The 17,913-nt window shown below is 48.7% G+C and carries 6 protein-coding genes; 5 read left to right on the top strand and 1 reads right to left on the bottom strand.

From position 1 onward, the window contains the following. Nucleotides 1–19 precede the first annotated feature (19 nt). From ACOMHB_RS22620 to ACOMHB_RS22610, 3 genes are all read left to right on the top strand, one after another. Nucleotides 20–7,648 carry an AAA family ATPase gene (locus ACOMHB_RS22620; RefSeq protein WP_448218310.1) on the top strand — a complete coding sequence of 2,543 codons (7,629 nt, stop codon included), beginning with the start codon at nt 20–22 and terminating at the stop codon, nt 7,646–7,648. 172 nt (nt 7,649–7,820) lie between these two features. After that, nucleotides 7,821–10,004: a hypothetical protein gene (locus ACOMHB_RS22615; protein WP_448218309.1), complete on the top strand. Its 2,184-nt coding sequence runs from the start codon at nt 7,821–7,823 to the stop codon at nt 10,002–10,004. Between the two features lie 28 nt (nt 10,005–10,032). Further along, a complete protein-coding gene (locus tag ACOMHB_RS22610) occupies nt 10,033–15,297 on the top strand; it encodes an AAA family ATPase (RefSeq protein WP_448218308.1) in 5,265 nt (1,754 codons plus the stop codon). Between the two features lie 26 nt (nt 15,298–15,323). On the opposite strand, the gene ACOMHB_RS22605 is transcribed toward ACOMHB_RS22610, so the two are convergent. Further along, entirely contained in the window at nt 15,324–16,883 is a 1,560-nt protein-coding gene (locus ACOMHB_RS22605) for a WD40 repeat domain-containing protein (RefSeq protein WP_448218307.1), read from the bottom strand. A gap of 382 nt (nt 16,884–17,265) precedes the next feature. Between ACOMHB_RS22605 and ACOMHB_RS22600 the strand changes: the two genes are divergently transcribed. Beyond that, the gene (locus tag ACOMHB_RS22600; RefSeq protein WP_422135386.1) at nt 17,266–17,478 is read left to right on the top strand and encodes an AbrB/MazE/SpoVT family DNA-binding domain-containing protein; all 213 of its coding nucleotides are present in this window, start codon (nt 17,266–17,268) and stop codon (nt 17,476–17,478) included. Further along, nucleotides 17,478–17,906, top strand: a complete 429-nt coding sequence (locus ACOMHB_RS22595; RefSeq protein ID WP_448218306.1) for a type II toxin-antitoxin system VapC family toxin — start codon at nt 17,478–17,480, stop codon at nt 17,904–17,906. The genes ACOMHB_RS22600 and ACOMHB_RS22595 overlap by 1 nt, the downstream gene beginning before the upstream one ends. The last annotated feature ends 7 nt before the right edge of the window (nt 17,907–17,913 follow it).

Below are 17,913 nucleotides of genomic sequence, written 5' to 3'. Positions count from 1 at the left end.
GGCAATTGGGAGATTGACTATGGAAGGTCAGATTAGTGGAGAAATTAAGGGAACCATTCCTGACAATGGCGTGCCAGCCAGTAGAGCAAAGTGGGATGCACTATCAAAGAATAATGTAGATATCTGCCCTGATGTCACTCCCGCACTCAATGAATCATCACCTCTGATGAGGCTGCCAGACAGGCCGAGAAATGTATCCTCATTGGATTCAACGCTCCAAAAGCCCCCTCGTGCCTTCGATTTTCGTTTTGTCGCCAGTGATGATGAAGTTCGACAGCTTTTGATTGCCAATACCTGTGATGAACATCAGGATGTTACTGTTATTTCCCATCCCGATGACCTCTCACAGGCTAACCTGGTGACCCGGTTGAGTATTTCCGACGATGGTCGCCACGCTCTGTATCCGGGCAAACTGTTTGAAAGTTCTCAGCCACTGACTCTGGTGATGGATATCCGAAAACTCAACGGCGAAGAACTGCCTGAATTTAACGACCTGCTGGACCCGGATAACCCCAGCCTTTACGACAAACTCAGCCAGAAGAAACGCCCTCTGGGTGAGCATGTTTCTCTGCTGGTCGTGGCAGACCCTGCACAGTTGATATCGGTTGGCCAGTGTGAGGGTGCACCGGGGGCTGATTTCTGGCGGCGAATTAATCGACCGGAAAATACCTGGCAGTTCAACGCACAGACCGGTAATGGCCCGTCAATGAATATCGACGAGGTTGCTCCGCTATTGCCTCAACTCTCTGCTGCTGAAAGCGCTACGAACGATGACAATACCCTTGTCATTGACTGTCACTTGCACAGCCACTGGCGACAGTTGCTGCTGGGCGGTCCCGGTGTCGATCAACAGGGACGAATCCGGCACCTCCCCGGCAAGCTTGAGCTATTGAGGCCCGGACAACGGGTCATTCTGAAAGGAGCCAACTGGCAGGATCTGGCCTTTGAACAGACGCTTCGACAGATGCTGGCGCAACAGTGCTTTGAAAGCAATGGCAAGATCTGTTCTTTACCCGACAATGTTCAGTTCTATCAGATGCCGGTAGGGAGCGAGGAGCTTTATTCACTGTTCCAAAGCCTGGCCGACACTCCTGACAAAGAAGGCCACAAAAAAGGTGAAAAAGCACTCGATAAGGAGCCCGCATCAGGCAACCCGATCATTATTAACCAAAGTAATATTAGCCAATGGCTGAATCCTGTTGCTATTGCTCCACAAGGCTATGCAGTCCCTAACACCCTTCTTGTGGAAGAGGTTCGGGACGGTGGAACTGTCACCATAACTTCTCCCCTCACTGAGGCACTTTGGTTCTGTTTGCTGGGCGCACTGCAGACTATTGGCAAGACGACCGGCCAGAAACCCCGACTTCAGGTGGCCCATACAAGACAGCAGCCGAAAGCACTGGGATTGAAAGAAAGCAATGAACACCCTTTGTTCAGAAGCCTTCAGCCACAGAAAAAAGTCAGAGATTATCCTGCCTTCAGAACCGTCACTTATCAGCAATATGCCCAGGCAAGTCATTGGATCAATCATCACCAGAAACCACCTCTGGTGATTCAGATCAATGGGCAGACGAGCTTCAGTCAGTTATTCGATAATATCCATATCAGCTCGGAACAAAAGGCACATTTTGGACGACAGCAGAGTCCATTGCAGGAGGCATTAACCGCTGGGAAGCCGGTCGTATTGCGGGGGCTGGAAAGCAATCCAACGCTTCAGCAGCTTCTGGAACCCCTGCTGGTTGGACAGCCTCTGTTGGTGAATGGCCAATTACAGGCCTACCCGGACGCCCGTGTCACCCTGCTCTGGCCCGAGTCTGCGAGAAGCTCCTCTTCACTATTTAATACAGTGGTCGCCACGGCTGACTGCTGTCCTGAGGTCGATTTCTGGGAGATCAATGCCCGCAAACATGGTCTCTTCCGGACTGAGCTGCCAGAACAAGCGCTTAATCAACTTTACGAAGCGTCTAAAACTGTACCTGGCAACCTTTGTAACCCTCTGCCTGAAATGACCGAAGGGTTGTTGAATAACCTGATACTGGCTGCCCGGCGGGCACAGCAGATTGACCAGTCGAAACAGCTTTTACCCTGCCACTGGCGCAAGGCTATCAATAGCGTTATCACCCATGGCGCCCGGCACAACCCGCCCGTGCGTGATTTTCTGAAAGTGGCTTGCTTGCAATTGTTACCGGATAAGACGCAGGATGCTCATGAACAAGCCGCCTCGGTAGACCCGGATCAGTTAAATGCCATCATCAACAGTGCCCCGAAATTGGACAGAGCATTTGTGATGCAAAACTTCTGGCAACTGACCAGAACCATTGATCCGACAGTATTTAAGGACACTGAATCCAAAGGATTACTTCTGTCCTATGAAAGTCCAATTTCATCGTCGGATAAGAAAGAAGCTCTGGACAGACTTTGTGCTCTGATTGTGGCCCACGGGCCTGCAGAACATCGACAGGCGATGGCGTATCAGTTGAGTGTCAATCCGGCGGCAGCAAAGCGATATAAACAGTTAGCCATCAGACCATCAAGACAGATTAAACGTTTGCAGGATGCATTGGCTTCTGGCTGGCAGTTAATTTTGCCATCGGGGCAGACCCGATCCAATGCCATTCACACTCTGGCCAGCGATTGTTTTCACAGGGCCAGAACAGCGAATTCCAGGACAGAAGGCATTGAACGCATAGAACATCGACTGGCTGAATCACTGGCATGGCAAGGGTCTGCTGATATGCCCTTGTCCGCACTGGCCCGGGATCTTTATCGCGGCAGGGTGAGTCAGAAGGATCGTGAAAGCCGTCGATTGTCACGACTCCATAACCGGCTTACAGACTCTCCTGTTATCTTCTTGCAGGGGGAAACCGGCACCGGAAAAAGTTATTTTTCAGCGAAGATGGCGAACGCTTCAGGACAGGCGTCAGTGATTTCCCTTGGACCTTCTGACAGCGAACAAACCCTGATGAAATGCTGGCAGTGGCAGGAACACGCCGATGGCGACCGCTCTATGGTGCAGCAAAACCGGGCACTGATGGAATGGGCCAGGACCAAATCTGACAAAGACGCTGAATACATGACCCTGGTTCTGGATGAAGCCAACCTGACTCAAGCCGGATTACTGGCATCATTGAACGGCTTATGGGAACCGCAACCCTGCATCTATGTGAATGGTCATCCTGTCAGGGTCAGCCCAAAACACCGGGTGATTCTCACCGGTAACCCGGATCAATACTCCGGGCGCCAAATGGACCCGGCCCTGAAAGAGAAACTGCCCAGAGCTTACTACCCACGCCTGGATCAGGCATTTCTTCGGGACAGGGTGGTGGAACCGGCTCTGGTCAGGCATTTACAACGGCATCTGTCGGGGCATCAAATAAACGACACCGCATACGATGCCAGCAAAAGTGTGATGGCACTCTGGCAATATTATCAGGAACTCTTGCCCGACCATGAGTTTACCCCCAGGGATTTAACGGATATCTGCAGTTGGGTGGGTTGGTATCTGGATCGTGCGTTATGCAAAGGAGACAGGTTTACCTGTGAGCAAATAAACAGTTTGATCCAACATAGTTTTCGGGACGTACTGGGGCCGGAAATCAGCGAAACTCATCAGGATGCCCTGTCAGCACTGGAAATCTGGTTTGCTGTCCGTTACGAACCGGAGAACAGCCTGAGCGACAGAGTTCGTAACAAGACGCTGTCAGATATTCAGAAGGCCTTCAGAACAGTCAGCAAAAAAATACGACCAGACTTTGATACTTCCGGATCGGCAGTCTGTGAACTGGCGCAACGGCTTGGCCAGGACTTAAACCGCTGTCAGCAGGCTTATCATCTCGACAGAAAACACGGCGGTCGTCAGGCAACACTGATTGAAGGCCCGGCTGGACGGGGTAAGGATGCCACGCTGAACCTGATCATTGAAAGTGTCAAACAGCAGGCTGAACAACGGCAGGAATTGATGCCGGAAGTCTTTTACCTGAATGCCTGTGATTGTTCCTGGGACAGAGTGTGTGAAGTAATCCAGAAGGCCAAAGTGCAGGGTGGCATCGTGGTGATTTCGGAAATGAATCTGATCGACAGCCAGCACCTGGAAGGCGAATTGAACGATATTCTGGCCGGTGACGCCCATCCGGGCTTCCACCTGTTTGCCACCATCAACCCGCCTGAGTACAGCGGGCGAAAACCCTTATCACCGGCGCTGAAAGGGCGCTTTCGACATTTGCCCATCCGGCAGTACAACCCGACCGAATTACAGAACATTGCCGAAAAAGTGTTGCCAGAGTCTTCTGAAGGGAAATTCGCCGCTAAAAAGCTGACAGAGAAACATTGTCTTTTAAGGGCTTACCTGCAACAGAAAAACCTGCCATTGCAGCCTACCAGCCTCGATTTACAGAATGTCGCGAAGGCTGTTACCAGAGAGGGCGATTTTACCGAAGACAGCCTTCATCAATGCCTCAATAAGTACTACCGGCTCTATCTGATGGCCGCCAAAATATCGCTGGAGGAACTGCCTGAGTCATCGGCTCTTGTCAAGGATAAAGGAGAGCTTGATTCTGAACTTTGCCGTTGGTTCAACGAAACGGTACCGGGCATAGATCGACCCTGGTTGATACGAAGCAGTGACCACAACAGTATTGATGGAAAAAAACATGAAATTCATATCAAGACTGATCTGACTGAAGAGGAAGCCAGAGCGGAAATTATCAAAAAAGTGGCTCAGGCCAGATGGCAGGCATCTGGTCTTTCTCTGGAGCCGAAGAAGTCGGACGATATTCTCACAAGGGTACTTTACCGACGCTGGCAGCAACGCTGGTTTGAAGGTGTGTTTTGCCAGATGGGTGTGGGCGCTGATAGCGTATTTCAACTGACGAAAGAAGAGGAACAAACGCTGACATTATCGGCTTTCCGTCCTTACCTTCACGAGGCTGATAGGCAGATAAGTGCGTGGAACGCCAATGCCGTTCAATATTGGCCTGCGTTCTGGCATCAAATGAGTCATCTGTCGAAGCATGGTGTGGACGATCATACTAAAAAAGCGGTAGCTATCGGCGGTAATAAGGCTCCTGAAAAATGCATTCCAGATATAAACGGGGAACAGACTGAGTTCCTGGACCGGCTCACGAACTATAAGCACCTGAAGAAGTCACAACTTGACGATCATAAAATTTTTAATACTCATTACCCCCCTTCCCGGATGTATCGCTGCCAGGCAAAGAATATTGATGTGTCTGCTGAGGGTGATATCGAAGTGAGCGAGATCAGTAAGAACATTCTGGGGGTCGAAACCCTAACGCCTGAACGGTTACCGGGGCCTGACCAGGAAGTGACGTTAACCAGCAAGCAAACACTGGCCACCTTCATAGCGTCGTCAAACGATGGTCAATATGTATTACCCAGCCTGACGCCTGACGACTATATCGTGGCCCTGCGTGTTGAACCCGATCTGGCATTGAGCTGGCACAACTGGGCAATGAGTTTCTTCAGTCAACCTGTAGAACCCGAATATACCCTGCTCAGGGACCGATATACCGGACTTCATACACTGTCTATTTCAGAGGCCAAAGGCAAAAACACTCTTCGAATTGCTTACATTGTAGAACCCGGAAAGTCTGGCGAAAAAACAGCGGCTAAAGAATTCCGACGAGCACAATCAACACTGTTTGACAGCCACTGTTCAGAAGGTATGAAAACAGTACTGGACAAACTCTTTGAGACTGTTGGTGAAGAGACTATTGGTGGACACCCACGCAAAATAGAGAAGCTTTTACGGACCATAAGAGACACTAAAGACACAACGCAACGCATTAAAGCGATCACAAAGTATTGCCAACAGTTTTCCGGTGAGGCTAAAGCAGAGAGCGGTGAAAATTTCTTTAAATTCCTGGTAACAAAGCGGCAAGGGAGCTGCCGCCACCGTGTGCCTGTTTTTATTGCTTTTTGTCGTTATTTCGGGATTCCCTGCCGGCAAATTGATAGCTTCGTCCACTGCTTTGCTGAATATTCTGTCGATAAAGGCCAAACCTGGGAGACAGCGGATCTAGGCGGGGCAACCAGAGAGAAAACAGAAACCCTGTCTCACTTCCAGTCCACCAGGAAAGCCCCAAGTTCCGGCACTGCAACAAAGAAGATTAAGGAACTCATGAAAGGGGCTGATTTAGCACAACAACAAACCCTGGCTAAAGCCTGTGGCATGAGCCTTGAGAAACTGAACAAAGCCCTTGAGAAAAACAGTGTATTGCCAGAAACCCATCTAAGTATTCCCGAAATACTGCAGAAACTTTGGCAGGAAAAAGATTCAACTGGTTTTTCCATGGGCATGTCAACGATCGCTTTACCAGGGGAAAAAGCGTTGGACTATTACAGGGAGCCATTTAATCCGATATTGGAGGCAGTCAAACGCATGCTGTCTAACAATGATGAAGATCTGGTGATTGAACAGCTCAAGTCATTCCATTCAGAAATGATTAATCAGGGCGGAGAAAGAGCCCAAAAATGGTTGAGTTTAATAGTGAATATACTGAAACGCAGTAACTTAACCAGGCGTTCGGTTATTGACTTTGCCCGTGAAGCACTGGCATCGGGTTGGCTGGACCCACTGCCGATCTACTCAGGGGATACTATAGAGGCCTATCAACATCACGACCTATTGTTGCTTCTGGAAAGAGTCGATGAACTGAAAGATAAAGCCGCTCTTTGCCTGAAAAAGTGGTATGGAGAATTATTGGCCAGAGAAAAAAATAGTCAGTTATGGCGGCTGGCTTATCAACGCTTTCGACAAGCAAGAGGTAATGCCTTTTTCATCACTCATTGCCATGAAGGTTTTTCATCATTCCTTGAAGATAAAATCAGCCGCACATCCCTAAAGAAAGCCTGGACGGATGAACCTAAGGGAATTCCGAATGTAGAAAGAATGCTTTTGCACCAGCCCGCATTTGAGCAAATAAACTCGGGTAAAGTGAACCACCGTCCGGTGATTATACTGGGAAGACTAAAGAACATTCCAGCGATACTTAAAAAGGCCGAAGCCCTGTTTCAACGGAAAGTTAAGAACAGCCCGAATCTGAAGCAGATGCTCGAAAAACTCAATCAATTCAATGCGGAGACACAACGGCTCCAACATGAACTGGATAGTCCCTGTCCCGGAAGAGATCGTGACAAAAGCGTGCCTTATGATGTTACAAGCGATGATCTTATTGATTGCGATAACGATAGCGATATTGACTGTGTGGATATGGACGATAGTTCGAGGGGTTCGTCAGGTAAGCAAGTTCAAGATCAGGAATATAAGCACAAATGCATAGAGGCAATTATTCAGGCCTTTAGTTATTACCTTTATGAAGTGACACACTCGAATGGCGGCAGCTTAACCTATTGTTGGGTCGATGCTTACATCTCGTCTGATATCTACCTGGGTCACTGCTATGGTGCTCATGATCCATCTTCACCAGAAGAGTTGTTTGCCATGATTTCTTGTATTAAGAGCGGATTCTTTTGCGAATTCGTTCAGGAAACTCTTAAGGAAACCTACTTGAGGCAGGCACTCAACGCCAATAACGCTCTGGTGCTCAGAACCGATGAGATAACAAAAATTGCCGAAGAGTTTTTCAACACCGTGAATCTGGATTCGCTTTGTGACTCATTCATGTAAACCCTGGGCGTGTTTTCCTCTCTGATGACCACTATCCATGCATATCTCATGAGGCTATCGCATCTGCCATAGTTGCGGCTGCCTGTTTAAATGGAACTTACGTTTAATCTGAAGGTCAAATTATAAAACAACTTCAACTTGGTTCTTCAGATAGCAGAGAGGGTGATTGACTATGGATGGTCAGATTGATAGAGGTAGAAAAAAACACGCTCTGTATCCTAACCCCCTTGATCGTGGCGTGGGAGCCAAGATAGCAAAGCTGGATGTATCGTCAAAGCAAAAGAAGACTGTAAGAAGCTGCTCTGAAGTGAGGTCCAGACTAAAAAGATCACCATCTCCGGAAACCTTGCCTGACAGACTGAGAACCGTCTCTTCAACGGATTCCACGTTCCAAAAGGCGACTCATTCCTTCGATTTTCGTTTTGTCGCCAGTGATGATGAAGTTCGACAGCTCCTGATTGCCAGGACCTGTGATGAACATCAGGATGTTACTGTTATTTCCCACCCCGATGACCTTTCACAGGCTAACCTGGTGAGTCGGCTGAGCATTTCCGAAGAGGGTCGTCATACTCTGCGCTCAGGCAAGCTCTTTGAAGGCTCACAGCCACTGACTCTGGTGATGGATATCCGACATCTCACCAGCGATGATCTGCCTAAATTTAACGATCTGCTGGACCCGGATAACCCCTGCCTGTACGACAAAATCAGTCGCAGGAAACGCCCTCTGGGTGGGCATGTTTCTCTATTGGTCGTAGCAGATCCTGCCCAGCTGGCATCGATTGGCGAGCGTGATGACGCACCCGGCGCTGATTTCTGGCGGAGAATTAATCGGCCGGGAAATACCTGGCAATTCGAGGCACAGACCGGCGATGACACATTGATGGATGTCGACGAGGCTCCTCCGGTATTGCCTGAATTCACCAGTGCCGAAAGTGCTATGGATGACGGCAATACCGTTCTTATTGACTGCCACTTGCACAGTCACTGGCGACAGTTGCTGCTGGGCGGCCCCGGTGTGGATAAACGGGGGCGAATCCGACACATTCCCGGCAGGCTTGAGTCACTGAGAGCCGGACAACGGGTGATTCTGAAAGGGGCCAACTGGCAGGATCTGGCCTTTGAACAGACCATTCGACAGATGCTGGCGAAAAAGTGTTTTGAGAGTAATGGCAAGAGCTGTCCGTTACCCGACCGTATTCAGTTTTACCGGATGCCGGTAAGGAATAACGAGCTTCGCTCAGTGTTCAAGAGTCTTTTCCACGCTCGTTTCAAAAAAGGTGTCAAAAGAAAGAACGCATCAAGAAGCCCGATCATTATTAACCAGAGTAATATTACCCAATGGCTGAACCCCATTGCCATTGCCCCGGAAGGCTATGCAATACCTAACACCCGTCTGTTGAAACAGATTCGAGCCGGTGGTGTCGTCACGGTAACCTCCCCCCTCTCTGAGGCACTCTGGTTTCGTTTGCTGGGTTCACTGCAGACGATTCGCGAGACGACCGGCCTCAAGCCCCAGCTTCAGGTGGTTGATTCAAAACGACAGCCGAAGGCATTGGGACTGGCAGAAAACAATGAACATCCAATCAGAAATCACACCGCCTTTGATACCATAACTTATCAGCGACCTGTCCAGGCAAGTTATTGGATCAATAATCAGCCGGAAACCCCTCTGGTCATTCAGGTCAATGAACAGACCAGCTTCAGCCAGCTATTTGATAATATCTATATCACCTCGGAACAAAAGGCGCATTTTGGGCGACATCAGAGTCAATTTCAGATGGCATTAACCGCTGGCGAGCCAGTGGTATTCAAAGGGCTGGAAAGTAATCCAACCCTGCAGCAGCTCCTGGAACCTCTGGCTGTTGGCCAACCTCTGTTGGTGAATGGTCAATTACAGGCCTACCCAAAGGCTCATATCACCCTGCTCTGGCCTGAGTCTGCGAAAAGCCCCTCCTCAGTATGGAGTGCAATGATTGCCAAGGGTAAGCCGTGTCCTGAGGTCGATCTCTGGGATATCAATGCTCACAAGCACGGTATCTGCCGAACTGAACTGCCAGAACAAGCGCTTAATGAACTTTACAAAGCCTTTGAAACCGTACCTGCCCACCTGTGTAACCCTCTGCCTGAAATAACCGAAGGGTTGTTGAATAACCTGATACTGGCTGCCCGACGGGCAAAGCAGGTTGACCATGCCGCACAGCTTTTACCTCGCCACTGGCGCAAGGCCATCAATAGCGTCATCACCCATGGCACCCGACAGCATCCGCCCGTGCGTGATTTTATGAAAGTGACTTGTTGGCACCTGTTACCGGATAAGATATCGGACACCCACAAAGATACTGGACACCCAAAATAAGATACTAGACACCCATAAAAATCCGAATGTGGATCAAACGGCCTCGGTAGACCCGGACAGGTTAAATGCCATCATCAATAGTGCCCTGCAATTGGATAGAGCGTTTGTGAAGCAAAACCTTTGGCAACTGGCCAGGGCATTTGACCCGGTAATATTCAAGGACACCGGGTTTCAGCTGTCCTATGAAAGTCCAATACCAGGGTGGGCCCAAAAAAAAACTCTGGACAGGCTCTGTGCCATAATCGTGGCCCACAGGCCTGAAGCACAACGAGATACAATGGCGTATCAACTGGAAATTGACCCGGCAACCGCAGAGCCCTGTCAATCATTGACCATCTGGCCAAGTAGACAGATTAAACGTTTGCAGGATGCTCTGGCTTCTGGCTGGCAGTTAGCCCTGCCACCGGGGCAGACCCGATCCGATACCATTCATACTCTGGCCACCGATTGTTTTCATAGGGCCAGAACAGCGAATTCTGAAGCAGAAGGCATTGAACGCATTGAACATCGACTGTCCGAATCACTGAAATGGACGGGCTCCGCTGACAGGCCCGTGCCAGCACTGGCCCGGGATCTTTATCACGGCGAGATTAATCAAAAGGATCGAGAAAACCGTCGATTATCGCGACTCCATGACCGGCTTGCGGACTCTCCCGTTATCTTCCTGCAGGGGGAAACCGGCACCGGGAAAAGTTACTTTTCCGCCAAAGTGGCGAAAGCTTCAGGACAGGCTGCGGTGATTTCCCTTGGACCTTCTGACAGCGAACAGACCCTGATGAAACAATGGCGGTGGCAGGAACGTGCCGATGGTGACCGTTCTATGGCACAGCAAAATCGGGCCCTGATGGAATGGGCCAGTATTAAACCCGACAAAAATGACAAATTCGTCACTCTGGTGCTGGATGAAGCCAACCTGGCTAAAACGGGATTACTGGCGTCATTGATTGGCTTATGGGAGCCGGAACCCTGTATCTATGTGGACGGTCAACCTGTTCTGGTCGGCACAAAACACCGGGTAATTCTCACCGGCAACCCGGATCATTACTCCGGACGCCAACTGGACCCGGCTCTGCAAGAAAAGCTGCCCAGAGCTTACTACCCTCGTCTGGACCAGGCTTTCCTTCGGGACTGTGTGGTGGAACCGGCTCTGGTCAATCATTTACAACGGCATCTGCCGGAGCCTGAAATAAACGACATTGCACGCAGTGCCACACAGAGCCTGATGGTGCTCTGGCAATATTATCAGGAGTTGTTGCCCGAGCATGAGTTTACCCCCAGGGATTTAACGGACATCTGCAGTTGGGTGGGTTGGTATCTGGATTGTGCGCTGCCTACAGCTGCCCCTGTTACCTCTGAGCAAATCAACAGTCTGATCCAACAAGGTTTTCGGGATCTGCTGGGTCCCGAAATCAGCGAGACTCATCAGGATGCCCAGTTAGCATTGAACATCTGGTTTGCTGCCCGTTTCGAACCAGACAACACACTGAGCGACAAAGTGCATAACCAGACCCTGCCGGATATTGAGCAGGCCTTCATAAATTTCACCGAACAAACCCGTCCTGAATTTGATACCTCCGGATCGGCAGTCCGTGAACTGGCAAAACGGCTTGGACAGGACTTAAGCCGCTGTCAGCAGGCTTATCATCTCAACAGAAAACACGACGGTCGTCAGGCGACTCTGATTGAAGGCCCTGCTGGACGAGGTAAGGATGCCACGCTGTACTTGATGATTGAAAGTGTCAAACAGCAGGCAGAAGCACGGCAAGAATCCATGCCGGAAGTCTTTTACCTGAATGCCTGTGATTGTTCCTGGGACAAACTGTGTGAAAAGATCCAGACGGCAAAAATTAATGGCGGCATCGTGGTGATTTCGGAAATGAATCTGATCGACAGCCAGCATCTGGAAGGTGAGTTAAACGATATTCTGGCCGGTGATGCCCATCCGGGCTTCCACCTGTTTGCCACCACCAACCCGCCTGAGTACAGCGGGCGAAAACCCTTATCACCGGCGCTGAAAGGGCGTTTCAGACATTTGCCGATCCGCCAGTACAACCCGGCAGAATTACAGACCATTGCCGGGAAAGTGTTGCCAGAAACCCGGGAAGGGAAAATCCTGGCTAAAAAGCTGACGCAGCTACATTGTCGCCTGAGGGCTTACCTGCAACGGAAAAACCTGCCGTTGCAGCCTAGCAGTCTTGATTTACAGAATGTGGCCAGAGCCGTCATCCAGGGAGACGATGATACCGAAAAAGGCCTTCATCAATGCTTCAATCAGTATTACCGGCTTTACCTGATGGCCGCCGACATATCGCTGGAGGAGCTGCCCGAGTCATCGTCTCTTGCCATGGGTAGAAGAGAGTTTGCTCTTGAACTGAGCAAATGGTTCAACCAGGCACTGCCGGACATGAATCGCCCGTGGCTGTTACGACTCAGTAATCTCAACAGTCTTGATGAAAAATGCCATGAAATTCGTATTAATGCAGATCTGAATGACAAGGAAGCCAGAACGGAAATCATCAGGATGGTGGCTCAGGCCCGTTGGCAGGCATCCGGTCTTTCCCTGAATCCAGACGGGTCCGACGATATTCTCAACCAGGCACTGTACCGGCACTGGCAACGATGCTGGTTTGCCCGGGAATTTGACCAGGCAGGCGTGAATGCGAACAGTGTATTTCCCCTGACGGAAGATGAGGAACAAACGCTGAAATTACCGGCTTCCCAGCCTTATCTTCGCGATGCTGAGCAACGGATCGAGTCATGGAACGCCAAGGCATCTCAGTTATGGCCTGCGTTTTGGCGCCAGATGAGAAGACTGCCGAACCCTGTTAACAAAGCGCTGGCTATCAGCGTTGATAAAGCGGCTGAAAAATACGACCCGGAACTCCACGAGAAAGAGTTTGAGGCATTAGACCAAATGACGAACTATCGGCATCAGGAGATGCCACAAATTGATGATCATATCGTTTTTGATACCCGGGACTTTACTACCGAGATGTATCGTTGCTCGGCAAACGACATTTTTGTGTCTGCCAAGGGTGATATCACACCGATCGAGCTTAGTAATAAACACCCTATGGGGATCGAAATACTCATGCCGGACCCGTTACCAGAGCATAACCAGTTAGTGGTATTGGCCGACAATCAAACGCTGGCGACCTTGAACGTGACACCGGACAATGGTCAATATGCATTACCCAGCCTGACGCCTGACGACTATATCGTGGCACTGCGTATAGAGCCCGATTTGGCATTTACCCTGGTCAGGGACCAATATACCGGGCTTCACACACTCTCTGTTCCTGAGGCGAAAGCCAACCAGAGTATTCGAGTGACTTATATCGTAGAACCCCTGGAACCGGGCGAAAATACATTGGCTGAAGGATCCCGATCAGAACGATTTGACGCCTGCTGTTCAGAGGGTATGAAATCAGTACTGGACAAAGTGTTTGAGAATATTGACGGACAATCAGGCAAAGTACGGTTTCTTCTGCAGAAAATAAAAGACTCTAAAAACACAAAGCGACGAATTAAGTTAATCACGCGTTATTGCCAGCAGTTCTCCGGTAATGCCATACCAGAGCGCAAGCAAAATTTCTTTGAATTTCTCGTAACAAAAAGGCATGGCAGCTGTCGTCATCGTGTGCCTGTTTTTATTGCTTTTTGTCGTTATTTCGGAATTCCCTCACGGCAAATGAATAGCAGTTTCCACAGTTTTGCTGAGTATTCCCTGGATGAAGGCCAAACCTGGAAGTCTGTGCATTTGGGCGGGTCGCCTGTTCTGAAAACAGAAATCCCATTTAACTCCGAGCCCACCGGGAAGGAAAATGGTTCCGGCACTGAGTCAAAGATGAGTATGGATCTGCTGAGGAAGATTATGAACGAGGCAGATTTAGCACAACAACAAGCTCTGGCTGAAGCCTGTGACATAAGCCTTGAGGAACTGAACAAAGCCCTGAAGACAAACAGTGAATTGCCAAAAAAAAATCCAAGTACTTCCGAAATACTAAACAACCTCTGGAAGAAAAAAGATCTACCCGCTTTTGCCATGGGCGTTTCAATAATCAAGTCGCTGGAGACAGGGGCATTGGGCTATTACGAGAAGGAATTTAAACCGATATCGGAGGCATTGAAAAAAATATTGCACAAAAGTGATGAAGATCGGATCACTGAACGACTCAAGTCGCTTCATTCAAAAATGATTATTCAGGACGGAGCATGCGTTCAACCGTGGTTGGGCTTAATGGTGGCAACACTGGAAGGCAGTGACCTGGACAAACCTTCAGTTATTCATTTTGCTGGTGAAGTCCTGGAATCGGGTTGGCTTGATCCAGTGCCGAACTATAATAAATCTGTCGTAGGAGCCTTTCAACATCATAAGCTATTGCTGCGCCTGGAAAATATCGATGAACTGAAGGTTAAAGCCAGCCATTGCCTGAAAAAGTTTTACAAGCAGTTATGGTCCAGAGAAAAAAATAGTCAGGTATGGCGTTTGGCTTATGAACGCTACCTGGAGATAGAAGATGATGATGACTTCCTCGTCACTCATTGCCATGATGGTTTTTCGCAATACCTGGAAAATAAAATTGTCAGCTCATCTCTACAGTTCGCCTGGACGAAAGACCCTGAGGGCATTCCAAATATAGAACGAATGCTGACGCAAGATCCCGCGTTTCTGAAACCAGACTCGGGCAAGGTCAATCACCGTCCGGTGATTATCATGGGACAGATTTTCCGGAACGATGAAGCGACTGGTCACAAAGTCGAAGCCCTGTTTCAAAAGATTGTTGAGAAAAGCCCGGAATTAAAGAATACATTACAAAAAATCAATACCCGTATGGCAATGAAAAAACAACGCATCAATACTCTGAAGGCATTGAAAAAAATGAAGAAAAAGTTTCAAGATGATTTAAAGCATAAATGTGCGCAAGCGATTGGGGAGGCGTTCTGTCATTATCTGTATGGATTGACACACTCGAAAGGTGGTTGCTTAACCTATTGTTGGGCCGATGCTCGCTCTGAAAACTCCGCAGACTCAGGCTACTGCGGCGCTCATGAACCATCTTCAACGGATGAGCTGTATATGATGATGCTGTATTTTAATAGTTCTTCAGCATTTCAGAAATCTCTTAAGGATGCCTACCTGCGGCAGTCACTCAACGCCAATAACGCTTTGGTGCTCAAAGACGATGATATGGGCAAAATTTACCAAGAGTTTTTCAACACCGTGAATCTGGATTCGCTTTCTGACTTTCTGATCTATGAAGGTGACCAGCCCCTCATCTGCAAAGCATAGTTTCTTTCAGCGCACTCAAAATGGCGTCATTCAGTGACAGCAAGCAATGAATCATACCTTCGCAGTTCAGTGATTTTCACTGAATGGTCGCTGGAGGCAGTTACCACAAGGCGACTATCGATACTGAAGTTGGCCGATAAGACCCAGTCATTATGGTAAATGCAGGCTTTTTCTGACCATAACCCATCGGTGCCCAGACCAATGATTTTCGCTGTTCCGTCCCTGCTGGCAGTCACCACATGGCGGCCATCAGGACTAAAATTGGCTGATAAAACTCCGTCTTTATGGTAAATATTCACTTCTTCTCGTTCCCATGATCCATTCGCTGTCTGGCGATAGATTCTTGCTGTGTCATCTTCACTGGCCGTCACCAGATAACGGCCATCGGGGCTAAAGACGGCTGAGTGGACATAGCCACTATGGCGAATGGTCTTTTTTGGTTCCCATGATCCATCGGCCTTTTGAGCAAAGATTTTCGCTGTGTTATCCCTTCCGGCAGTCACTAAATGACGGCCATCGGAGCTGAAGTTGGCTGATAAGACCCATCTATGACGTTCTGTGCTGGTTTTTTCTGAATGGGATCCATCGCCCTTGGGGCCACAGATTTCTGTCGTTTTATCGCCAGCATCGGTCATACGAACAGCGGGGTTAAAGCTGACTAATTTCATCGGACCATTTGGGCGAACAGTAGCTTCGCTTTCCCATGATCCATCGTCCCTGAGGCCATAGACTTGCGCTGTTCCATCATTACTGGCAGTCAGCACATGGCTGCCGTTGGCGCTGAAAGTGGCTGAATAGACAAGGTCACTATGGGAAATAGTGCGAACTGGTTTCCATGATCCATCTTTCTTATAGCCATAAATTATCGCCCTGCCATCATCACTGGCGGTCACCACATAGGAACCATCGGGGCTGAAGCTGGCTGAATTGACCTTGCTGGTATGGCGAATGATGTCTATCAATTCCCATAATCCAGCAGCCGTTTTAACGTAGATTTTTGCGGTGCCATCGTCGCTGGCGGTGACCAGATGGCGTCCATCGACACTGAGGCTGGCTGAGTTTACACAATTCGCTTCGTTAATAGTGGTTGTATCTAAAACAAATGTCTCACATTCAGACATCAGCCTGGACAGGGTGAAAAATAACAGAGCCGGCACATAAACCCTGTCCGTTTTGCGATCTGTGATTGACTTCACTAATGCCTGATCATTCGTGAACGACCTAAACCAATCACAAAGTTGGTCAACATTTTTTGTATTGATGGTTGTCCTTAGTTGATACTGCAATGGTGAAGGAAACCGGCGATACCATGCTTTTGCCAGAGCATTATCTTGATGGATACCATTGCGAAGGCGTTTACATACCCGTTTTAAAATGACAACATCCCGAAGTCGCAAACGGCTGAAAATCATGGGGCTTGATAAAATAGAAAAATATTGAAATGGAGGTCTGTTCTTTTTTTCTTGATCAGCAACAGCGACGGATCTAGCCGCACTGACACGAGATAATGCACGTTCCAGTTCGGCTTGTCCGGTTGGTGGCGGGTTAGGTTGTGCAATGCTGGTGTTATTATCTATTCCATGCATCCCTGAATTCTCCAGAATAGGTATTTATCTTCGATCAACAAGGAACATTCAATGTTGATGCTGAGCTATATGGAAAATTGGAGTCAGTTTTAAAATGAAAGTTCATAACATGTTGTTAAGTGCAACTAACAGAGTTTCTGTCTTTCAGCGCACTCAAAATGGCGTTACTCAGTGACAGCAAGCAATGAATGATTGCTTGGTAGTTCAGTGATTTTCACTGTGCATCACGCTAATCACCTGATTCTCTATAGAGGAAAAGTGAATTTCCTTATCAAGCAGTCAGGTGGCAGTTCGATAAAACGGAGATGCAGTACGCTATATATTGCGATAAGTAAAGTGACGCTCTATCTTTACTATACGAAAAATGTAAAGAAATAAGCCTGTGCCTAAACTCAGTGCCAAACGGCAAATCACTATCCCTGCCGGTCAGTGTGAAGAACTTGGCATCCAGCCAGGAGATGAAATCGACAGCTTTATCGTCGATGGTCGGATTACCTTGATCAAGAGGCATAAAGGGGCAGCAGAAGGGTTTCTGAAGCACGTCAAGACCAAGCAGGACATCTCAGACGACGATTCACTTCAGAGTGGTTTGTAATGATAGTCATTGATAGCAATATCCTGCTCCGATACTTGCTGAACGATGATGAGAAGCAGTCAGCACAGGCCGCCCGGTTGATTCAGGGAGAAGAAAAGGTTCTGGTGACTGATGCTGCTCTGGTTGAGACAGTCTGGACGCTGAAAGGTAAAAAATACCAGCTTGCCAAACCTGAAATCATTGAGACCGTTTTGCAGCTTTTTCAGAAAATCAACCTCTACTTTGAGGACGGCCAGGTTGTTTGGAAAGCCCTGACTGACTTCAAGAACGCAAAGCCTGTAAAAGGCAAGGAAGCCGACTTTGCTGATGCGCTTATTGTGTGCAAAGGTCGAAGCGTGATTGAGAAGCAGAAAGAGGTACTCAATGGCTCCTTCACTTTTGACAAAGCTGCACAAAAACTACCTGGAGCCAAGGCTCCGAAGAATTAGAATCAGG

It is taken from the genome of Endozoicomonas sp. 2B-B, from assembly GCF_053470045.1.
The sequence above is the reverse complement of the archived record's forward strand: the minus strand, read 5'-3'. Positions and strand labels throughout refer to the sequence as shown.